Raw genomic sequence first — 19842 nt, 5'->3', positions numbered from 1 at the left:
CTATCACTTATGGTCCCTAAAACACCGTTTTGGGGACCATAAGTGATAGCGCAACGGGGTGGGAGGGGTTAGAGGAGGCGGCGCTCCGCTGCCCACTTGGTCAGCTCGTGCCGGCTGGAGAGCTGGAGTTTCCGCAGCACCGCTGAGACGTGCGTTTCCACGGTCTTGATGCTGATGAAGAGCTCCTTGGCCACCTCCTTATAGCTGTACCCGCGGGCGATCAGCCGCATGACCTCCAGCTCACGGACGGAGAGCTTGTCGAGCTCGTCGTCGGCGATGTCTGCAGGGGCCGTGCCAAAGGCGTCGAGGACAAAGCCGGCCAGCCGGGGCGAGAACACGGCGTCGCCGCCGGCCACCCGGTACACGGCGTCCGTGATTTCGGCGCCCGAGATGGTTTTGGTGATGTAGCCGCGGGCGCCCGCCCTGATCACGGCCACCACGTCCTCCGCCGCGTCCGAGACACTTAGCGCCAGGAATTTGGTGCCTGCCAGCAGCGGCACGGAGCCGGCAATCACTTCCCGCCCACCGCCGCCCAGTCCGCCGGGCAGGTGCACGTCAAGGAGCACCACGTCCGGACGCTCGGTGGCGATGACGGCGATGGCCTGCTCCACGGTGGCGGCTTCCCCCACCACCTGGATGCTGGCGTCCAGGTCCGCCTTCAGGCCTGACCGGAAGATGGTGTGGTCATCGACGATGACCACACGGACCGACCGGGACGGCGGTCCGGCGGCTTCTGGGAGCGTGTTCATGCTGTTCCTTCCGTGGTGTCCGGGCCGGTGGAGGGCAGCCGGAGCCGGACCTCTGTTCCCTCGCCGGAGCTGAGAATTTCTGCTGTGCCGCCGTGCCGGCGCATCCGGCCGATAATGGATTCCCGCACGCCCATCCGGTCCTCCGGCACGTCCGGCAGGTCGAAGCCCGGCCCGCGGTCCTTCACAAAGATATCCGCGTGGCCGTCGGTGACTTCCAGGTAAACGGACACGGCACCGCCACCGTGGCGGGAGGCGTTGAGCATGGCCTCGCGCGCGGCTTGGACCAGCGCTTCGCGGGCCTCGGTCATGGCGGCATCGCCCACGCTGACGACTTCCACGGCATTGCCCAGTAAGTCCTCCACCTCAGCGGCCACCGCTTTGACCCGGTCCGAGAGCTGGCCGGTGCCGCGGCCCGGGTCCTGGAAGAGCCAGCCCCGGAGCTCGCGTTCCTGCGCCCGGGCAAGGCGGAGGACGTCGTGCTCGTTGCCGGCCCTGCGCTGGATGAGGGCGAGGGTCTGCAGGACGGAGTCATGCAGGTGGGCGGCGATTTCGGCCCGCTCCGTTTCCCGGATCCGGCCGGCGCGCTCCGTTTCGAGGTCGCGCCAGAACTTCAGCGCCCACGGCAGCAGGACCAGCACCACCCCGCCCAGGACGGCCACGGAGGCCAGCAGCGCCAGCCAGGTCTGCTCCCAGGAGCCGGACCCGGACACCATCACCAGCACTCCGGCCACCACCAGCGCCAGCCCTGCCGCCAGGCGGGCCCAGCCGCCGGCCTGGTCCGCCTTGGTTTTGTCCACCAGGCCTGCACGCCTGGTCTCATCGAGCTGCATCCAGGCGATGGCGGCGCCACCCAGGACAGCGGCTGCGGGGATCAGCGTGCCCAGGGGCACGTTCACACCCAGCAGCCGGGCGATCATGATGCCGGCCACCAGAAGCAGCCCGCTGCCCAGCAGGATCTCCTTGCCGTAGCGCATGCTGCGGACCCGGAACCAGGGCTGCCCGGCAGGCATACCCGCCGCGGCAGGTGCGGCCCCGGGAGGAATGTTGCCGGCGGCCGGCCCGGTCGCCGGGCCGGCTGTCCAAGTGCCGGGGGCCCAGGTGCCGGGGCCCCCGAACCCGCGGGGAGCCTGGCGTGGCGGACCGGCGTCGGCGCGGCTTCCGCTCCCCGCCGCGGTGGGGAGACTGACGGCGGGAGCAATTGGCGACGCCGGCCGGCGGGCATTGCGGCGTGCCGCTTCATCGGCGGTGGGAACCATGATCCACAGCCACGCATAGAAGGCCAAGCCGGCACCACCGGCAAGGGTGGAGAGCGCCATGGCAATCCTGACGTTCCGTACCGGCCAGCCCAGGTGGACGGCCAGGCCCGAGCACACGCCGGCGATGACGCGGTCGCTGTTGCGGGCCAGGGGCGGCCGGACCGGGATGGTTGTCATGGGTCAATCCAAGCACGGATCAGGGTTCCCCGGCCCGGAACCGGGCGCGAACCGGGGGTCACTCAGGGGCCGTTCAGGGTATCCCCCAGTAGAGCGCCGGAGGCCCGAACGGAAGGATTGAAGCATGAACTCGCAGACCCCCACCCCAGACGACCCGCAACGCCCTGACGGCAGCCAGCCCACCGAGCCGCTCCCCCAGCCAGGCAGCCACCGGCCCACCGAGCCGCTGCCGGCCTACACACCCGCCGCCGACGCGCCGCCCCTGTCCGGGCCCGCAGGGGCAGCAGCCGGCCCCACCCCAACGGGTGCGGCCCCGGATTTCTTCGACTGGATCCGCGGCCACGGGATCCAGCGCGGCAGCAACCGCTGGGTTGGCGGCGTCTGCGACGGCATCGCCCAGCGACTGGGCATCGACCCGCTGATCATCCGCGGCGTTTTTATCGTCCTCACCCTCTTTGCCGGCATCGGGGTCCTGGCCTACGGGCTGGCCTGGGCGTTCCTGCCCGAACCCGACGGCCGCATCCACGTCCAGGAAGCCGGAGCCGGCCACTGGTCCAGCGGTATGACCGGTTCGCTGATCGCCACCATCCTTGGCTTGACCGGGCTGGGCGGCGGCTTCTGGGGCTGGAGCCACAACGGCTTCGGCGGCTTCCTGTGGACCGTGTTCTGGGTGGGCGGCGCCATCTACCTGGTCTACTACCTGGCCCAGCGCAACAAGGGCTCCCGGCCAGCCCGCGTGCAGGCCGGCCCCACGGCCAGCCCGTACGCAAGCGGCTACCAGTCGTCCGCCTACGCGGCACCCTACGCAGCAACGGGTACCGCCGGCAGCGGCCCGGTGCCCGGCGCCCCCGGCGCCCCGGCGTCGGCAGCCTTCCCCGCCTACGGGACGGCCGGCAGCGGAACCACTTCCGGTTACGGCACCGCAGGCGGCAGCAGCGGCAGCACCGCTGGCAACGGCAACGGCGGCTACGGCAACTACGGCGGCACCGGCCGCCCGCCCCAGGGCCCAGCCCGGCCGCAGAAACCCCGGCCTGCCGGCCCCGGTGCCCCCGCCATCGCCATCACGGCCGGCACGGCACTGCTGGTGGGTGGCGGCCTGAAAGCCCTGGACGCCGGCAACATCATCGACCTGGGCAGCGCCGCCAACGCCATCGTGTGGGCCAGCGCGGCAGCTGTCCTGGGCCTGGGCATCCTGGTCTGCGGCGCCCGCGGCAGGACCGCAGGGATCCTCAGCCTCTTCGCCGTGGTGGCCCTGATCGCCGGCGGCGTGTCCAACGTGGTGGGCAACGGCGACCGCGTCCGTTTCTCGGAAGTGTCCTGGAGCCCCACCACCCTGCAGGACGCCCGCAACGGCTTCGACGTCACTGCCGGCCGCGGCACTGTTGACCTTACGGACCTGGCCGTCAGCGCCCCCCTTGGTTCCGACGTCGTGATCCCCCTGGACATCACCGCCTCCAACGTGACCGTGGTGATCCCGGAGAACGTCCCGGTCCGGATTGAAGCGGACATGACCATGGGCAACCTCAGCGATTCCACCGGCGAGCGCAGCGGCTCCACCACGCGGGAAACCAGCTACAACACCGACAAGCCGGGCAGCAGCCTGGTGGTAGAGATCGACGGCACGTTCAGCAACGTCACCATCGAGGAAGGCAACTGACATGAGCACCAGCAACCAGGCACCGGACCCCCAGGGCCGGACCACAGCAGCAGCAGGCAACACCACGACGGCGGACCAGGGCCCCGTGGGCCCGGCACCGGCAAGGGTGGGAACCGTGGTCTGGGGACTGATCGTCCTGGCCCTCGCAGCCTTGATCGCGGTGGCCCAGCTGGGCTGGGTGAACCTGAACGGCACCTATGTCCTGATCGGGCTGATGATCGGCGCCGGGGTGGCGCTGGTGGTGGGCGGCGTCCTGTCTGCCAGGAAACGTGACAACCGGCCCGCAACAGGGAAGTCTTGAGCCATGGAAAAGTTCTTCAGCATCGTCAAAAGCACAGGCCTTCGGCGCGGACCACAACGCTGGCTCGGCGGGGTCCTGGGCGGCATCGCAGCGAAACTGAACGTGGACGTGGCCTACGTCCGCATCGGATTCCTCATCTTCTGCCTCCTCCCCGGCCCCGCCGTGGTCCTTTACCTGTTGGCGTGGGCCGTCCTGCCGGACCAGAACAACTCCATCGCCCTGCAGGGCTTTCTGATCCGCAGGGCCGGAAACCGGTACTGAGTTCCCGCATTTTTTCTGCAGCATCCGATGGACCTCCGCCGTTCGGCGGGGGTCCATCGACCGGTTGACGGGAAGTTCAACCGGCCGGACGTGGTGGTGGGCCCCCGTCCGGTGCCACGCTGGAAGCATGAGAACACCAGCACCCGGATCCGCCGCTGACGCCATCACCGTCCGGGACCTCCGAAAAACCTACCGGCTCCCCAAGGGCGGCACGCTGGCGGCCGTTGATGGCCTGGACCTCGCCATCGGCGCCGGCGAAACCTACGCCCTGCTGGGCCCCAACGGCGCCGGGAAGTCCACCACCATCGAGATCCTCGAAGGCCACCGCCGCGCCGACAGCGGCGACATCCGCGTCCTGGGCACCCCGCCCTGGAAGGCGGCGCCGGCCTTCCGGGCCCGGATCGGGATTGTCCTGCAGGAAGCCACCGATTCCGGTGAGCTCCGGGTCTCCGAAGCGCTGGGCTCGCTGGCCCGGTGCTTTCCCGCGCCACGGCCGGTGGCTGAGGTGATAGCAGCAGTAGGGCTCGACGGCAAGGAATCCGTTCGCATCTCCACCCTTTCAGGTGGCCAGCGCCGCCGCCTGGATGTGGCCCTGGGCATCATCGGGAACCCTGAAGTACTGTTCCTCGACGAGCCCACCACCGGATTCGACCCGGCCGCCCGGCGCCAGTTCTGGGAGCTCATCCGGTCCCTGGGCGAGGGCGGCACCACCATTGTGCTCACCACGCACTACCTGGACGAGGCCGAGCAACTCGCCGACCGCATCGGGGTCATCAACCAGGGCAGGCTCATCGCCGAGGGCACCCCCGCCGATATCGGCGGTCCGGAGCTCCGGATCCCCCGCGTCCGCTGGCGTGACGCCGCGGGACACCACGAGGAAACGACAGCAAGTCCTGCGGCGCTGATCCGGGACATTTCCGACGGCGGCCGGCGGGAACCGCTGGACCTCGCTGTGGTGCGCCCCAGCCTCGAGGACATCTACCTGCAGCTCATCGATTCCAACCGGCAGGAGCCGGCACTGACAGGAGCACGGCCATGACTGCCCTCAGTTCCCCCGCCACACCATGGAAACCCTCGGTCCTCCGGCTGGGGCTCCACCGCGCCGCACTGGAGATCAAGCTATTTAACCGGGATGTGCTCTCACTGGTCCTGGTGCTCTTTTTCCCCATCCTGATGCTGTCGCTGTTCGGCACGGTTTTTGGTGATGAGCCGGTGTTCGGCGCCGACCCCTCCGGGCAGGGCGGCATCACCCCCGCCCACTACTACCTGCCCGGCATGCTGGCCCTGAGCACCATCCTCAGCGGCTTCCAGAACCTGAGCAGCTACGTGGCCACGGAACGCTTCAACGGCACCGTCAAACGCCTGGCCGGCACCCCGCTTCCCGCCGCGTCCTACTTCCTGGGCAAGACCGGGCAGACGCTGTACCTCATCGTGGCCCAGACAGCGCTGCTGCTGCTGGCAGCCCGCTTCCTCTTCAACGTCCCCATGCCGGACGAACCCGGACAGTGGGCCCTGGTGGCCGGGCTGATGGTGCTGTCCACCGCTGCGTGGGCCACGGTGGCCATCGCCTTTACCGCCCTGCCCAAGTCGGCGCAGAGCGCCTCCACCCTGGCTGTCCTGCCGGTACTGCTGCTCTCCTTCACCTCCGGGGTCTACTTCCCGTTCTCCCAACTGCCGGACTGGCTCCAGTCGGTGACGAACTTCTTCCCGCTGCGGTGGACCGCCGGCGCCTTCCGGTCCGTTTTCCTTCCCCCGCAGTTCGCGGCGGCGGAACCGGGCGGCAGCTACGGTGTGGGCACAGCCTTTGTGGTCCTGGCTGTGTGGGTGGTGGCCGGAGCCGTCCTGGCCCGGCTCGCCTTCAAGTGGCCGCCACAGAAATGACCGGTAGGGTGCATCAATGAACAACTACGGCGGCCGGACCGAGCGGCTGCTGCCTGCCCGCTCCGTGTGGAGCACCTCGATGCTCTGGTGGCATCTCGGGTTCTATGCGGCGCTGGCAAGCCTGATGTACCTGGCCGTCTTCGGCCAGCCCGTCACCCCCGGCACGCCGTGGATGGTGGGGGCCATGGTGGTGCTGGCCGCGGCGTACCCGTTCCTGACCAGGCCGGTTGACCTTCGCACCGGCAGGTCCGGCATCTACGTGGTGGTCTTGGTGCTGGTGGTGGTGTTCCTGTCGTTTGTGCACAACGGAGCAGGCGCCCTGCTGTTTGTGGCCTTCCCCCAGGTGTGGATGTTCACCGCCTCCCAGCGCCAGGGCATCGCGGCCACGGTGGTCCTGTGCGTGGGGGTTGCCGCGGGCCAGTTCAGCAGGTGGGGCGTCGGCGGCACGGTGGTTTATGAAATTTCCGCGCAGCTGGTGCTCTCGCTGGTGGCAAGCTGCATGATCGGGCTGTGGATCTCCCGCGTGATCGAACAAAGTGAGCAGCGGGCCGAACTCCTGGCCGAGCTCGAGGCCACTAGGAGCGACCTCAACGCCGCCCAGCAGGCCCAGGGCGCCCTGGCCGAACGCGAACGGATGGCCCGGGAAATCCACGACACCCTGGCCCAGGGCTTCACCTCGATTGCCATGCTGTCCGAAGCCGGCCAGGCGCAGCTTCGCCGGCAGGACCAGGCAGGCGCCCCCGCGCTGGCGGGAACACTGGCGGCCATCGCCCGGACGGCCCGGGAAAACCTCGCCGAGGCCCGGTCCCTGGTGGCGTCCGGGGTGCCCACGGATGTCACGGGCGGGGACCTGCTGGCTGCTTTGGCCCGGCTTCCCCACACCCTCCACCTGGACGGGATCCGGCTGGAGGTGGACATTCCCGCCGTGCTGCCGCCGCTGACCTCCTCGGAGCAGGTAGCGCTGCTGCGGACGGCGCAAGAGGCATTGAACAACGTCAGGCGCCACTCCGGCGCGTCGCAGGCGCGCCTGGCCGTCCGCGTGACCGGCCCGGCCGGCGGCGCCGGGCTGCGGCTGGTGGTCAGCGACGACGGTCATGGTTTCGACCCGCAGGGCCCCCACACGGGGTTCGGCCTGACCTCCATGGCCGCCCGGCTGGCCGAGATCAACGGCCGGCTGGAGCTGGCCTCCGACGCCGGCGGAACCATCCTGACAGCGGTGGTGCCCGTCGCCGCGCCTGCAGTGGATACCATCGCAGTGGATGCCGGCAAGGAGGCATCACTATGAGTCCAACGGCAACCGTCCGCGTGGTCCTGGCGGACGACCACCCGGTGGTCCGAGGCGGCCTCGCGGCACTCCTGGGGACCGCAGCGGGCATCGAGGTGCTGGCCGAGGCCGCCGACGGGCAGGAAGCGGTGGCAGCCGTGGCCACCCACGCCCCGGACGTGGTGCTGATGGACCTGCGGATGCCCGTCCTGGACGGGGCCGGGGCCACGGCACTGATCCGCGACCGGCATCCGCTGACCAAGGTCCTGATCCTGACCACGTACGACGGCGACGCGGACATAGTGCGTGCCGTGGAGTCCGGGGCGGTGGGCTACCTCCTGAAGGACTCCCCCGGCGGCGTCATCATCGACGCGGTGTTTGCCGCAGCCCGCGGAGAGACGGTCCTCGCCCCGCCGGTGGCGGCACGCCTGGTGTCCCGCCTGCGGGAACCCGGGAGGCCGCAACTGACCGCCCGCGAGGTGGAAGTGCTCCGCTGCGTCTCGCAGGGACTGAGCAACCCGGACGTCGCCGCCCGGCTCCATATCGCGGAAGCGACCGTCAAAACGCACCTCCTGCGCGTCTTCAACAAGCTCGATGTGGACGACCGGACCCGTGCCGTGGTGGTCGCCCTGGAGCGGGGCCTATTGTGACCGGTTTGTGTCGTACCCCACACAGCCCACTACAATCTATGTGAGCTCAGCGTGGCGCTCTGCCTGTAAACCCTCTCTCCAGGATTTGAGCCGAAACATGAAAATAGGAATCCTCACCAGCGGTGGCGACTGCCCCGGGCTGAATGCTGTCATCCGCGGCGCCGTCCTTAAGGGCATCGCCATCCACGGCCACGAATTCGTCGGATTCCTCGACGGCTGGCGCGGTGTGGTGGAGGGTGACATCATCGACATCCCCCGCACCATGGTCCGTGGCATCGCCAAGCAGGGCGGCACCATCCTGGGCACCTCCCGCACCAACCCGTTCGAAAACGGCGGCGGCCCCGAGGTCATCAAAGCCCACATGGACCGGCTGGGCATCGACGCCATCATCGCGATCGGCGGTGAGGGCACCCTCGCGGCAGCCAAGCGCCTGACGGACGCCGGGCTCAAGATCGTCGGCGTCCCCAAGACCGTGGACAACGACCTCGACGCCACCGACTACACCTTCGGGTTCGACACCGCCGTGCAGATCGCCACCGAAGCCATCGACAGGCTCCGCACCACCGGCGAATCCCACCACCGTTGCATGATCGCCGAAGTCATGGGCCGGCACGTGGGCTGGATCGCGCTGCACGCCGGCATGGCCGCCGGCGCGCACGCCATCCTCATCCCGGAGCAGAAAACCAGCATCGAGCAGATCACCGAATGGGTCCAGGAGGCCCACGCCCGTGGCCGCGCACCCTTGGTGGTGGTGGCTGAAGGCTTCGTGCCGGACCACATGGAGTCCCCGCACTCGGAGCGCGGCCTGGACACCTTCGGCCGGCCCCGCCTTGGCGGCATCGCCGACCAGCTGGCCCCCGAGCTGGAGGCCCGGACCGGCATCGAGACCCGCGCCACCATCCTGGGCCACATCCAGCGCGGCGGCGTACCGTCCGCGTTCGACCGGGTCCTCGCCACCCGGCTGGGTATGGCCGCGATCGACTCCGTGGTGGAGGGCTACTGGGGCACCATGGTGGCACTCAAGGGCACGGACATCGAGCACGTGGGCTTCGAAGAGGCGCTGGGGCAGCTCAAGACCGTCCCGCAGAAGCGCTACGACGAGGCAGCGGTCCTGTTCGGCTGAGCCCGCGCGCCGCCCTAGGCTGGGACCATGACTCTCGACGCCGGTTCCGCCGCCATCATCCAGCTCGCCTGGGCCCGCCGGCTGGGCCTTGACGACCACGCCTTCGGCGACGCCCTGGCAACCGGGGACCGTGTGGTCCGGGCCGACGAATCGGCCCGGACCGTGGAGTTCGTCCGGCTGTTCGGCAGTTCCGCCCTGGTGGGTCCGCAGTGGCTGATCGACGCCGCCGCCGCCGTCCCGGACGCCGACCTGGCCCAGCATGTGACACTGTTGACCCTGACCCGGTCCCACGGCGGGCACGGGCTCGGGGCCGCCGCGCTGTTCTTCGCCGACGACCTGCCGCTGAAGCAGGTGGCCGGGGAAATGACCGTCTCGCACGGCAGCCCCGAGGCGATCGAGCTGGAAAGCAGGTGCCCGCCGGACGACGTCAACGAGGTGGGCCTGTCAGATCTTGAAAACCGCTACACGATCATCCACGAGGTGGCTGGCCGGCGGCTGCCGCTGGCCTGCGGTGCCTACACGGAGCGGGAAGGCCTGCTGGCGCAGCTGGGCGTCCTGGTGGACCCGGAGTGGCGGCGGCGCGGCCTGGGTACCGTGGCGGCCTCCATCGCGGCGCACGAGGCACTGGCTGCGGGACTGACCATCCAGTGGCGGGCGGACGTCAGCAACACAGGAGCGCTGGCGCTGGCCCGTCATCTGGGACTGTCAGCCGGCGGAATCCAGACCAGCGTCCACCTTGGCTGAGCCGGGTGCCGCGTCGGCGCCGCCCCACCCCTGAACCGGCTGGGGCTTGGCAAAGAACAAGGCCACGACTGCCCCCACCACGATGACGGCGGCCGGCAGCAGCATCGACTGGCCCATCGCCGTCGAGAATCCGCCCTGCAGGGCATCCGGAAGGGTCCCGGTCATGCCCAGCCCGCCGCCGGCTGCCGCACCGGAACCGCCGCCGGGCAGTTCGGCAGCGAGGCGGGACTGGATGAGCACGGCGATGGCCGCGCTGCCCAGGACCGCACCGATCTGGCGGGTGGTGTTGTAGACCCCTGAACCGGCTCCGGCCTGACGGGGCGGCAGGTTGCGGGTGGCGGTGGTGCTCAGCGGCGCCCAGATGCCGGCGTTGGCGAAGCCCAGGACGGCACTGGGCAGCAGGAACATCAGGATGGGTGTGTCCGGCTGCATCAGGGCGGAGTTCCACAGCAGCGCCACGGCCATCAGGGCCAGGCCGGTGGCCGTGATGTACTTGGGGTTAACGCGGTCCACGAGCTTGCCCACCACCGGGGCCAGGCCGCCGGAAATCAGGGCCATGGGCACCATCATGAGCGCCGACTGGGTGGGCGTCAGGCCCCGGACCAGCTGGTAGTAGAAGATCAGCGGCAGGCTGAACGCCGTGACGGTGAAGCCCACGGTGGTGATGCCGATGTTGGCCAGCGAGAAGTTCCGGTCCCGGAACAGCTCCAGCGGCAGCAGCGGCTCGCCCTTGTTGAAGCGCTGCCAGACCACAAAGGCCACCAGCACCAGGATGCCGGCAATGATCAGCCCCCAGACGCTGATGGGCCCGGTGATCGTTCCCCAGTTGTAGGTCTCGCCCTCCTGGATGCCAAAAACGAGCAGGAAGAGGCCGACGGCGCTGAGCACCACGCCGGGGATATCGAACCGGTGCGGGTGGGTCTTGAGCGACGGGACATTCCGCAGGGCCAGGATGAAGCCCACGATCCCGACGGGGACGTTGATGAAGAAGATCCATTCCCAGCCCAGGCCGTCCACCAGGACACCGCCCAGGATGGGGCCCACCAGGGTGGCGATGCCCGCGGTGGCACCCCACACGGCCATGGCAGGGCCGCGGCCGCCCGGCGGGAAGATGCGGGTGATGACCGCCATGGTCTGCGGCGTCATCAGCGCGGCGCCCAGGCCCTGCAGGATGCGGGCCATGATGAGTGTTTCGACGTTGCCGGAGAGCCCGCACCACAGCGAGGCGAGGGTAAACACCACCAGGCCAGTGAGGTAGAGCTTCTTGGGCCCGAACCGGTCACCCAGCCGGCCCGTGATCAGCAGGGGAACCGCATAAGCCAGGAGATAGGCGCTGGTCACCCAAATCACGGAGTTGATATCGGCGTTCAGGCCCTCCATGATCCGCGGGTTGGCTACGGAAACAATGGTGGTGTCGATGAGGATCATAAAGAACCCGATCACCAGGGACCACAATGCCGGCCACGGCTTGGCTACGATTTCCACTCGGTCATCCTTAAGAGATTGCAGATTGCCCGGCGGATCCGGGAGACCTAGCCCAGGAGATCCAGGATCTCCGTGCGGGCAAACATTTGCGCGGCGGCCCGGGCGGAGGGCTGGCCGGCGTCAGGGTCCGCGCCTGCTTCAAGCAGCGCGCGGGCCACGTCGGTGTAGCCCTTGAAGGCAGCTCCGGCCAGCGGCGTCTGGCCGCGGTCGTTGGCTGCGTCGGCGGAGGCGCCATGCTCAAGGATGAGCCGGACCGCGTCCACCTGTCCATGGTACGCCGCCAGCATCAGCAGCGAGTCACCGGCGGCATTGGTCAGGGCTACCGGGGCACCGGCGGACAGGAACGCGCGGAGCAGTTCCGTGTTGCCTTCCCGGGCGGCCTGGAACAGGGTGTGCGCGAGCTCCACGGCGTCCTGGTCGGGAGCCTGGGCCTGGCCTGCAGCAGGCTCGGGTGTGGTGCTGGAAGGATCGGTCATGGTCGGGGCCCCCTGAGGAATCCGGTCTGGCGCCCCACAACCTGGCCGGCATCCGGGGCAACGATGGCTTCCTGGACGGCAGGGTACGGCTCATCGCCATCCAGGACCGTCAGTATTTCATCCGGTGCCACGGAACGCTTTATGACCGCCAGGGCCACGGGGCCCATCTCGTAATGCTGGGCCACTGTAGTGACGGCGCCCACCTTCCGTTCGCCCAGCAGCACGGGGCTGCCGGCAGCCGGCATGGTGTGCTGGGAACCGTCCAGCTGGAGGAACACCAGGCGGCGCGGGGGGTGCCCCAGGTTGTGGACCCGCGCAACGGTTTCCTGGCCTTTGTAGCAGCCTTTGGCCAGGTGCACGGCGGTGCGGAGAAGGTCCAGTTCGTGGGGAATGGTTTTGTCGTCGGTTTCCGCGCCGATCCGGGGTCGCCAGGCGGCCACACGCAGGGCCTCCGCGGCAAGGACGCCTGCCAGGGGGCGGTCCGCCACGATAGCTTCCAGCCGGGTTGCAGGCACCAGGTACTCGAACCAGGGCCGGTCCAGGCCGGGGTGCCCCTCGGCGGGGACCACAGCGTACGAGTAGCCGCCGGCGCCGACGTGGGGCCAGGGATCCTGCCAGGCCAGCAGGTCCGCCCAGCCGGGTACCGCCTTGACGGTGCCCACCACGGCCCAGTCGGCGGAGGCGTCCAACACCTCAACGCGGAGCATGAACTTCATCCTGTTCAGGAACTCCGCCAGCGGTGCAGCCTCCGCCGCCTCGACAATCAGCCAGGTGGTCCCGCCGTCGTCAATGACCCTGGCGTCGAATTCGATCCGGCCCTGGACGCTGAGCAGCAGCAGTTCGGTGGACTCCCCCGGCGCGAGGGCGGTGACCTGCTGGGAGGAAAGGGTGTTCAGCCAGCTCAGCCGGTCCGGCCCGCTGACGGTGACCACGCCGCGGTGCGAAAGGTCCACAACGGCGGTGCCGGCGGCCAGTGCCCGTTGTTCCCGCAGCGGCTCGCCGTAGTGGGATGCGACGCCGGCGTCCGGACCGGTCGCTTCGACGGCGCCGGGGCGCGACAGCAGAGGGCTGGGTGTAGTCATATGAAGTAGAAGTCCTTGGAGGCTAGCGGTATTCCGGATTTTCGAAATCGAACCGGGTGCCGGCCTGCCATTCCTCCGGGAGGTTGCCGTAGGCGGGATACCCGCCGGCGTCCTTGAGGAGCTTGGCCAGGTGCAGCAGGTTCCAGGTCATGAAGGTGGCGTTGCGGTTGGTGAAGTCGGTCTCCGGTCCCCCCGAGCCCGGATCGAGGTAGCTGGGGCCGGGGCCCACGGCGCCGATCCAGCCGGCGTCGGCCTGCGGCGGAATGCTGAAGCCGACGTGCTGCAGGCTGTACAGGACGTTCATGGCGCAGTGTTTGATGCCGTCTTCGTTGCCGGTGATCAGGCAGCCGCCCACTTTGGGGTAGAACGCCCACTGGCCCTTGCTGTTGAGTTGGCCGGAATGCGCGTACAGCCGCTCGATGAGCTTGCGGGTCTCGGAGGAGTTGTCGCCCAGCCAGATGGGCCCTGCCACCACCACGATGTCCGCGTCCTGGACCAGCGGGTACAGGTCCGGCCATTCGTCGGTGGCCCAGCCGTGCTCGGTCATGTCGGGGTACACGCCGCTGGCGATGTTGTGGTCAACCGTCCTGATCACGGTGGTGCCCACACCCTGCTTTTCCATGATCCGGCGGCTGATCTCAATCAGTCCGTCAGTGTTGCTGGTCTGGGGTGACTTCTTCAGCGTGCCGTTGAAGAACACTGCCTTCAGCCCGTTAAAGCCGCCCGCACTGCCGGTCTGTTCCACTGTGCTGCTCCTTGCGTCAGGATACTTTCGTCAGGAACGCCGACGCGTGGGCTTCGAGTCCTTTGCCGGCAACTCCTCCGGATGCGACGTCCCAGCGCCACAGGAGGTTGCCGTCCACCAGGCCGAAGATGCGGGTGGCAGCACTGTAGTCCTTCGAATGGCTGCCGCGCATCACCATGTCGGTGCTGAGCTGGATCTGCGGACCCTTGATCTGGCCGTAGTACAGCTCGGAGATGCCGCCGGGGTGCGAAATCGACACCGAAATGTCGAATCCGCCCTCACTGTTGCGGAGGGCTTCGACTTCGTCGGCGCTCTTCAGGGCCGGGACGATGTCAGCGGGAATCAGCCCCGGGCCGCCGTCGGCGTCCAGCTGCTTGCGCTCCAGGGCCCAGAAACCGGTCTCAACGGTGAGCGGCCGAAGCTGCGTGCCTTCGTCGTCAGTCAACCAGCTTTCGGCGCGGTACTGCAGGTAGGGCAACCCGTTGTGGGTGAACGAAACCCGCTGCAGGAAATGCTCGGATTCCTCGTCGCCGTTGCCCAACCGGCCGCGGCCTTCCCACTCACCGATGAGCCAGGAGAGGGGAACGAGTTCGGGGGTCAGGTCTGTGGGAATTTCAATAGGCACAGCAAATACCTCGGGAGACAGCTGGTTCGGGACGGGTCTACTTCTGGCCTTTGAAGAGGCGGTAGACCACAAAACCGGCGAACCAGGCCATGGACAGGCTCGCGATGCCGAGCAGGACAAGGAAGAAGATTTCAAAGGCAAGAATGGACATGGTGCAATCCTAACGCGTCAGTAGATGAGGAGTTTGTCTATGAAGTAGGCGAGGGAGCCGACGGCGGAGACCGGCGCGAGGCCCATCCCCAGGGCGGCGGCAAAGTTCAATGGAGCGCCGCGAAGTGTCACCAGGCGCCGGAAACTGGCCAGGACGGCACCCACCACCACGCCGAAGATGGCGGCCGGCAGGACGGCGATGTCCGAGATGACCAGCCCTGCCAGCGGACCCGCCAGTCCGGCCAGCACCACACCCAGGGGCGCAACGATGCTGTCCGGCCAGCGGATCAGGCCCGTGAGGAGGGCGACGGCGGCGCTGGCCGCGGCGACCAGCAGCATCTCCCGGACACCGTTGAACCTGGCGCCGGCAATCCAGCCCGCGCCGAGGCAGGACAACAGGACACCGACGCAGCAGCCAAGGGTGGATTCGAGGCGTTGCGCCTGCCCCGTCCCCCGGATCAGCTGGACCAGGAACACGGCCATCATCCCCACCGCGATGAACGCCGGGGTCCAGTCCAGGAACCCAGGGGCCGGCGTCGCGGCGGCGGCGAGGGCGGCCCCGGCGCCGGACAGCCCGATCACGGCGGCAAGTGTCTTTTTGGCCGGGATCCGGAGGAAATGCGGCCAGCCGATGCCGACGGCGGCCGCAATGAGGACGGCGACCACCACCAGTGCCTCGCGGGAGGAATAGACGCCGGCGATGATGGCCGCGAGCCCGGCGAGGCCCACCACGCCGATGCTCCAGGAGCCCAGGGAACGCACGGGGGCCTGCAGGTCCGCCGTCATGGGGACCCGGGCCTGTGCTTGGTTTCTGCACTCACTGCGCTGCAATCCCATCCTGGCGTCGGCTGCACGGGGCGGTGCGCCCCGTCGTGGCAGGACGGAGTCCGCCCTCCAGCCAATCCTGCCTTATATGAACTGGTTATGTCGCAAAAGGGGACCCCCACGGCTCCGGATCCGTAGCTGCGGAGGTCCTGCCGGGTATACTCAAGAATCAGCTAAGCTCCCCGCTGAGGTGGCCGGCCGGCCCGTACTTGACCGGCCCGAATCCGCTGCGGGAAGCCAGTACCGGCCGGTGAAAACCCGGCTCAGTCGCCCAACGATGCGCGGACGGCCCCTTGGAGGAACAATGTCGCACATCCTGTTATTGACGAACAGCACCGGTTCTTCGGTGGACATCCTGCCTGCCCTGGAGCTGCTGAACCACCGGGTCCACATCCTGCCCGCCGAGCCCACGGCCCTGCTGGAAACGGACCCGTGCGACATTGTGCTGCTGGATGCCCGCAAGGACCTGGTGGGCGCCCGCTCCCTGACCCAGCTCCTGAAGGCCACCGGGCTCAGCGCGCCCCTGGTCCTGATCCTGACCGAGGGCGGCATGGCTGCCGTTTCCTCCGCCTGGGCCGTGGACGACATTGTGCTTGAATCCGCCGGCCCGGCCGAAGTGGAAGCACGCATCCGGCTTTCCGTGGCCCGGGCGGTCCCGGAGAAGGACGACGCGCCCAGCGAGATCCGCGCCGCCGGCGTGGTGATCGACGAGGCCAGCTACACCGCCCGCGTCAACGGCGCCCCGCTGAACCTGACGTTCAAGGAATTTGAGCTCCTCAAATACCTGGCCCAGCACCCTGGCCGGGTTTTCACCCGCCAGCAGCTGCTCACCGAAGTCTGGGGCTACGACTACTACGGCGGCACCCGGACTGTGGACGTCCACGTCCGGCGGCTCCGCGCCAAGCTCGGCGCGGACCATGAGAACCTCATCAGCACTGTCCGCAACGTGGGGTACCGGCTCACCCTGGTGCGGCAGCAGGAAGACGAGCTCACCGAAGCCTGAGCCTTGGCCGGGTTCGGCGTATAGCCTTGCATCATGACTCCTGCGCACCCCGAGAAATGGCCGGTCCACCTTGTCCGAGGCGGGGTTGACCGGCAACTCCTTGACGATTGCCGCAGCCTCCTGGCCGCGGCGGAGGAATCCGACGGCAACCCGTCCATCTCCGAACAGACGTGGGTGTTCCTGCGGGCCGGGGATTCGGCCGCGCACTCCCTGCTGACCCTGGCCCTGTACGCCCCGGACGAGGACTCCGATCCTGCCACCGGCCAGGACCTGGCCGGATTCGCCGTGGTGGTGGCCGAAACGGACGGCGAATCGGTCCTGGAGATCGCTGTACACCCCGCCTACCGCAACCAGGGCGTGGCGGACCGGCTGGTGGGCGCACTGCAGGAAAACCGCGGACTGGACCGGTTGAAGGCCTGGTCCCACGGAAACCATGAGGCCGCCGCCGAACTCGCGGCCCGCTACGGCTTCGGCCCGGTGCGTGAACTGTGGAAGATGCGTCTGGCCACGGCGGACGCCGACCTGCCCGGTACTGCATTGCCGGAAGGTGTGGCCATCCGCGCCTTCGAACCGGGCCGGGACGAGGACGCCTGGCTGGCCGCCAACAAAGCCGCGTTTGCCCACCACCCGGAGCAGGGCAACCTGACGCGGGCCGATCTCGACGCCCGGATGGCTGAGGCATGGTTCGACCCGGCCGGTTTCCTGCTGGCCGAGGATGCGGACGGCCTGCTTCTGGGCTACCACTGGACCAAGGTGCACCCCCGGCATGGGCAGCACCCCGCCATCGGTGAGGTGTATGTGGTGGGCGTGACCCCGGCAGCGCAGGGCATGGGCCTGGGCAAGGCCCTGACGGTGGCCGGCATCCGGCACCTGCAGGAGCGTGGACTGCACGCCGTGATGCTTTACACCGACGCGGGAAACGCCCCGGCGGTGTCGCTGTACCGTTCCCTGGGGTTCACCCGTTGGGATATGGACGTGATGTACGGTCCGTTGGCCAAAAGTTAATCCAAACGTCTGACACATGCCCCGGCAGGGGCGAAATCCGGGCCGGTCCGGGAAGTGAATGCTTGTAAGGTTGATGGAGAACTGCGCAGGCCGCAAGGCAGCTTTTTTGCGCCAGGTAGAAGGAGAAACCATGACCCCGGAACCGTCCGGAACAGCGACGTCGAAAAACGTTGCAGTCCCTGTCCGCGCACGCTTCGGCTCGTCCGAGGTTCCGGCGTCCCGGGCCACACAGGACCGGATCGACATTCCCGAGTTTGCGCCGAACCCGCAGCCTGAAGGTGACATCCGGCCGGACCGTTTCCTGGACCGCGAGCTGAGCTGGCTCAGCTTCAATTCACGGGTCCTGGAACTCGCCGAGGATCCCACCCTGCACCTGCTGGAACGCGTCAGCTTCCTGTCCATCTTCGCCTCCAACCTGGACGAGTTCTTTATGGTCCGCGTGGCCGGCCTGAAACGCCGCATCGCCGCCGGCCTGGCACTGCCCTCCCCCGCCGGGCTGAGCCCCATGGACGTCCTGGAGCGCATCAGCGAGGAGGCGCACCGGCTGCAGCAGCGCCACGCGCAGGTTTTCGCCGAGCAGATCCGCCCGGCCCTGGCCTATGAGCACATCCACCTGATGCACTGGGAGGAACTCGACGACGCCGCCCAGCACCAGCTGAGCATCATGTTCGCCGAAAAGGTGTTCCCCATCCTCACGCCGCTCGCGGTGGACCCGGCGCACCCGTTCCCCTACATTTCGGGCCTCTCGCTGAACCTTGCCGTGGTGGTCCGGAACCCGGTCAGCGATAAGGAACTTTTCGCCCGCCTCAAGGTGCCGGACCAGCTGCCGCGCCTGATCTCCATCGACGGCCCCCGGGCCGGTGCAGTGGCGGGCCGGGTGGCCCGCTTCATCGCCCTCGAGGAAGTCATCGCCGTCCACCTGGACAAGCTGTTCCCCGGCATGGAGGTCCTGGAGCACCACACGTTCCGGGTCACCCGCAACGAGGACCTGGAGGTGGAGGAGGACGACGCCGAAAACCTCCTCCAGGCGCTGGAAAAGGAACTGCTGCGGCGCCGGTTCGGCCCGCCCGTCCGCCTCGAAGTGGCCAACGACATCAACCCCAACATCCGGGCGCTGCTGATCCGAGAGCTGGGCGTGGAGGAGTCCGAGGTGTACTCGGTCCCCGCTCCCCTGGACCTGCGCGGCCTGTCCGTGATGGCCGGGATCGACCGGGCGGACCTGCATTACCCCAAGCACGTCCCGCACACCTCGCGCTACCTCAACGAGTCCGAGACGTCCAAGGCAGCCAACGTCTTTGCCGCCATGCGCCGCCGCGACATCCTGCTGCACCACCCGTACGATTCGTTCTCCACGTCGGTCCAGGCATTCCTGGAGCAGGCCGCCGCCGACCCCAAGGTCCAGGCCATCAAGCAGACGCTGTACCGCACCTCGGGTGACTCCCCGATTGTCGATGCCCTGATCGACGCTGCGGAGGCCGGCAAGCAGGTCCTGGCGCTTGTGGAGATCAAGGCCCGGTTCGATGAGCAGGCCAACATCTCCTGGGCCCGCAAGCTGGAGCAGGCCGGCGTGCACGTGGTGTACGGCATCGTGGGCCTGAAGACCCACTGCAAACTGTCCCTGGTGGTCCGCCAGGAAGTGGACGGCCTGCGCCGGTACTGCCACATCGGCACCGGCAACTACCACCCCCGCACCGCCCGGTACTACGAGGACCTGGGCCTGCTCACCGCCAATGAGCAGGTGGGTGAGGACTTGTCCAAGCTCTTCAACCAGCTCTCCGGCTACGCCCCGAAGTCCACGTTCAAGCGCCTGCTGGTGGCGCCGCGCTCGGTCCGCTCAGGACTGATCGACCGGATCGAAACCGAAATCCGCAATGCCCGGGCCGGCGTGCCGGCCCGCGTGCAGATCAAGGTCAACTCGATGGTGGACGAAGCCATCATCGACTCGCTGTACCGCGCCTCACAGGCCGGGGTGAAGGTGGATGTGGTGGTCCGCGGCATCTGTTCGCTGCGCCCCGGCGTCGAAGGCCTCAGCGAGAACATCACCGTCCGCTCCATCCTGGGCCGGTTCCTGGAGCACTCCCGCGTGTTTGCCTTCGCCAACGGCGGGGACCCCGTGGTGTACATCGGCTCGGCCGACATGATGCACCGCAACCTGGACCGCCGGGTCGAAGCCCTGGTCCAGCTGGCCAGTCCCGACGACGTGGCCTACGTCCTGGACCTGCTGCGGCGCTACATGGCACCGGAGACCGCGAGCTGGCACCTGGACAACCAGGGCGTGTGGACCCGCCACCACCTGGACCCGGACGACAAGCCGCTGGAGGACGTCCAGTCCTGGCTGCTGGCCTCCCGGCCCCGGCAGCGCACCCTGAGCCGGCGGTAAGGG

Annotated in this window: 20 protein-coding genes; 12 read left to right on the top strand and 8 right to left on the bottom strand. The window is 68.5% G+C overall.

The genetic code is table 11. The features are described from left to right. Positions 1 to 68 precede the first annotated feature (68 nt). On the bottom strand, positions 69 to 749 hold the full coding sequence (locus ASF72_RS04455) for a LuxR C-terminal-related transcriptional regulator (RefSeq protein WP_056596970.1): 681 nt from the start codon (positions 747 to 749) through the stop codon (positions 69 to 71). Then, entirely contained in the window at positions 746 to 2182 is a 1437-nt protein-coding gene (locus ASF72_RS04450; protein ID WP_056596968.1) for an ATP-binding protein, read from the bottom strand. Before ASF72_RS04450 ends, ASF72_RS04455 begins: the two co-directional genes overlap by 4 nt. A gap of 124 nt (positions 2183 to 2306) precedes the next feature. Here ASF72_RS04450 and ASF72_RS04445 point away from each other — a divergent pair, with 124 nt between their 5' ends. From ASF72_RS04445 to ASF72_RS04405, 9 genes are all read left to right on the top strand, one after another. Beyond that, a complete protein-coding gene (locus ASF72_RS04445; protein ID WP_056596965.1) occupies positions 2307 to 3839 on the top strand; it encodes a PspC domain-containing protein in 1533 nt (510 codons plus the stop codon). A gap of 1 nt (position 3840) precedes the next feature. After that, the gene (locus ASF72_RS04440; protein ID WP_056596962.1) at positions 3841 to 4140 is read left to right on the top strand and encodes a hypothetical protein; all 300 of its coding nucleotides are present in this window, start codon (positions 3841 to 3843) and stop codon (positions 4138 to 4140) included. A gap of 3 nt (positions 4141 to 4143) precedes the next feature. Then, the gene (locus ASF72_RS04435) at positions 4144 to 4401 is read left to right on the top strand and encodes a PspC domain-containing protein (RefSeq protein ID WP_050684416.1); all 258 of its coding nucleotides are present in this window, start codon (positions 4144 to 4146) and stop codon (positions 4399 to 4401) included. A gap of 127 nt (positions 4402 to 4528) precedes the next feature. Then, on the top strand, positions 4529 to 5440 hold the full coding sequence (locus ASF72_RS04430; protein WP_056596961.1) for an ABC transporter ATP-binding protein: 912 nt from the start codon (positions 4529 to 4531) through the stop codon (positions 5438 to 5440). Beyond that, positions 5437 to 6282: an ABC transporter permease gene (locus ASF72_RS04425; protein WP_050685302.1), complete on the top strand. Its 846-nt coding sequence runs from the start codon at positions 5437 to 5439 to the stop codon at positions 6280 to 6282. Before ASF72_RS04430 ends, ASF72_RS04425 begins: the two co-directional genes overlap by 4 nt. Positions 6283 to 6298: 16 nt before the next feature. Beyond that, a complete protein-coding gene (locus ASF72_RS04420) occupies positions 6299 to 7567 on the top strand; it encodes a sensor histidine kinase (RefSeq protein ID WP_056596960.1) in 1269 nt (422 codons plus the stop codon). Beyond that, positions 7564 to 8196, top strand: a complete 633-nt coding sequence (locus ASF72_RS04415; protein WP_050685304.1) for a response regulator — start codon at positions 7564 to 7566, stop codon at positions 8194 to 8196. Before ASF72_RS04420 ends, ASF72_RS04415 begins: the two co-directional genes overlap by 4 nt. Positions 8197 to 8293: 97 nt before the next feature. Next, positions 8294 to 9319 carry an ATP-dependent 6-phosphofructokinase gene (locus ASF72_RS04410; RefSeq protein ID WP_050685305.1) on the top strand — a complete coding sequence of 342 codons (1026 nt, stop codon included), beginning with the start codon at positions 8294 to 8296 and terminating at the stop codon, positions 9317 to 9319. 27 nt (positions 9320 to 9346) lie between these two features. After that, positions 9347 to 10063 carry a GNAT family N-acetyltransferase gene (locus ASF72_RS04405; protein ID WP_056596958.1) on the top strand — a complete coding sequence of 239 codons (717 nt, stop codon included), beginning with the start codon at positions 9347 to 9349 and terminating at the stop codon, positions 10061 to 10063. On the opposite strand, the gene ASF72_RS04400 is transcribed toward ASF72_RS04405, so the two are convergent. The 6 genes from ASF72_RS04400 to ASF72_RS04375 form a co-directional block, all read right to left on the bottom strand. Beyond that, positions 10025 to 11548 carry a DHA2 family efflux MFS transporter permease subunit gene (locus ASF72_RS04400; protein ID WP_056596957.1) on the bottom strand — a complete coding sequence of 508 codons (1524 nt, stop codon included), beginning with the start codon at positions 11546 to 11548 and terminating at the stop codon, positions 10025 to 10027. The genes ASF72_RS04405 and ASF72_RS04400 overlap by 39 nt on opposite strands. Positions 11549 to 11595: 47 nt before the next feature. Next, entirely contained in the window at positions 11596 to 12024 is a 429-nt protein-coding gene (locus ASF72_RS04395) for an ankyrin repeat domain-containing protein (protein ID WP_050685308.1), read from the bottom strand. Beyond that, positions 12021 to 13106: a CAF17-like 4Fe-4S cluster assembly/insertion protein YgfZ gene (gene ygfZ, locus ASF72_RS04390; RefSeq protein ID WP_050685309.1), complete on the bottom strand. Its 1086-nt coding sequence runs from the start codon at positions 13104 to 13106 to the stop codon at positions 12021 to 12023. The genes ASF72_RS04395 and ygfZ overlap by 4 nt, the downstream gene beginning before the upstream one ends. A gap of 22 nt (positions 13107 to 13128) precedes the next feature. After that, positions 13129 to 13851, bottom strand: a complete 723-nt coding sequence (locus tag ASF72_RS04385; protein WP_050685310.1) for a flavodoxin family protein — start codon at positions 13849 to 13851, stop codon at positions 13129 to 13131. Between the two features lie 16 nt (positions 13852 to 13867). Next, positions 13868 to 14476: an FABP family protein gene (locus ASF72_RS04380; RefSeq protein WP_056596955.1), complete on the bottom strand. Its 609-nt coding sequence runs from the start codon at positions 14474 to 14476 to the stop codon at positions 13868 to 13870. 168 nt (positions 14477 to 14644) lie between these two features. Continuing rightward, on the bottom strand, positions 14645 to 15412 hold the full coding sequence (locus ASF72_RS04375) for a hypothetical protein (RefSeq protein ID WP_050685312.1): 768 nt from the start codon (positions 15410 to 15412) through the stop codon (positions 14645 to 14647). A gap of 343 nt (positions 15413 to 15755) precedes the next feature. On the opposite strand from ASF72_RS04375, the gene ASF72_RS04370 reads away from it, so the two are divergent. The 3 genes from ASF72_RS04370 to ASF72_RS04360 all read left to right on the top strand — a co-directional run bounded on the left by ASF72_RS04370 (position 15756) and on the right by ASF72_RS04360 (position 19839). Then, positions 15756 to 16454 carry a winged helix-turn-helix transcriptional regulator gene (locus ASF72_RS04370; protein WP_050685313.1) on the top strand — a complete coding sequence of 233 codons (699 nt, stop codon included), beginning with the start codon at positions 15756 to 15758 and terminating at the stop codon, positions 16452 to 16454. Positions 16455 to 16487: 33 nt separating this feature from the next. Next, positions 16488 to 17459, top strand: a complete 972-nt coding sequence (gene mshD / locus ASF72_RS04365; RefSeq protein ID WP_056596954.1) for a mycothiol synthase — start codon at positions 16488 to 16490, stop codon at positions 17457 to 17459. Positions 17460 to 17589: 130 nt separating this feature from the next. Continuing rightward, positions 17590 to 19839 carry an RNA degradosome polyphosphate kinase gene (locus tag ASF72_RS04360; RefSeq protein WP_050685315.1) on the top strand — a complete coding sequence of 750 codons (2250 nt, stop codon included), beginning with the start codon at positions 17590 to 17592 and terminating at the stop codon, positions 19837 to 19839. Positions 19840 to 19842 lie beyond the last annotated feature (3 nt).

This window comes from Arthrobacter sp. Leaf141 (genome assembly GCF_001424565.1).
Classification (GTDB): domain Bacteria; phylum Actinomycetota; class Actinomycetes; order Actinomycetales; family Micrococcaceae; genus Arthrobacter.
Note: the sequence above shows the minus strand (reverse complement) of the source record. Positions and strands in the feature narration are given on the sequence as shown.

Coding starts and splice junctions, on each gene's coding strand:
- ASF72_RS04455 (WP_056596970.1), bottom strand. CDS start 749: ATGAACACGCTCCCAGAAGCCGCCGGACCGCCGTCCCGGTCGGTCCGT.
- ASF72_RS04450 (WP_056596968.1), bottom strand. CDS start 2,182: ATGACAACCATCCCGGTCCGGCCGCCCCTGGCCCGCAACAGCGACCGC.
- ASF72_RS04445 (WP_056596965.1), top strand. CDS start 2,307: ATGAACTCGCAGACCCCCACCCCAGACGACCCGCAACGCCCTGACGGC.
- ASF72_RS04440 (WP_056596962.1), top strand. CDS start 3,841: ATGAGCACCAGCAACCAGGCACCGGACCCCCAGGGCCGGACCACAGCA.
- ASF72_RS04435 (WP_050684416.1), top strand. CDS start 4,144: ATGGAAAAGTTCTTCAGCATCGTCAAAAGCACAGGCCTTCGGCGCGGA.
- ASF72_RS04430 (WP_056596961.1), top strand. CDS start 4,529: ATGAGAACACCAGCACCCGGATCCGCCGCTGACGCCATCACCGTCCGG.
- ASF72_RS04425 (WP_050685302.1), top strand. CDS start 5,437: ATGACTGCCCTCAGTTCCCCCGCCACACCATGGAAACCCTCGGTCCTC.
- ASF72_RS04420 (WP_056596960.1), top strand. CDS start 6,299: ATGAACAACTACGGCGGCCGGACCGAGCGGCTGCTGCCTGCCCGCTCC.
- ASF72_RS04415 (WP_050685304.1), top strand. CDS start 7,564: ATGAGTCCAACGGCAACCGTCCGCGTGGTCCTGGCGGACGACCACCCG.
- ASF72_RS04410 (WP_050685305.1), top strand. CDS start 8,294: ATGAAAATAGGAATCCTCACCAGCGGTGGCGACTGCCCCGGGCTGAAT.
- ASF72_RS04405 (WP_056596958.1), top strand. CDS start 9,347: ATGACTCTCGACGCCGGTTCCGCCGCCATCATCCAGCTCGCCTGGGCC.
- ASF72_RS04395 (WP_050685308.1), bottom strand. CDS start 12,024: ATGACCGATCCTTCCAGCACCACACCCGAGCCTGCTGCAGGCCAGGCC.
- ygfZ (WP_050685309.1), bottom strand. CDS start 13,106: ATGACTACACCCAGCCCTCTGCTGTCGCGCCCCGGCGCCGTCGAAGCG.
- ASF72_RS04375 (WP_050685312.1), bottom strand. CDS start 15,412: ATGACGGCGGACCTGCAGGCCCCCGTGCGTTCCCTGGGCTCCTGGAGC.
- ASF72_RS04370 (WP_050685313.1), top strand. CDS start 15,756: ATGTCGCACATCCTGTTATTGACGAACAGCACCGGTTCTTCGGTGGAC.
- mshD (WP_056596954.1), top strand. CDS start 16,488: ATGACTCCTGCGCACCCCGAGAAATGGCCGGTCCACCTTGTCCGAGGC.
- ASF72_RS04360 (WP_050685315.1), top strand. CDS start 17,590: ATGACCCCGGAACCGTCCGGAACAGCGACGTCGAAAAACGTTGCAGTC.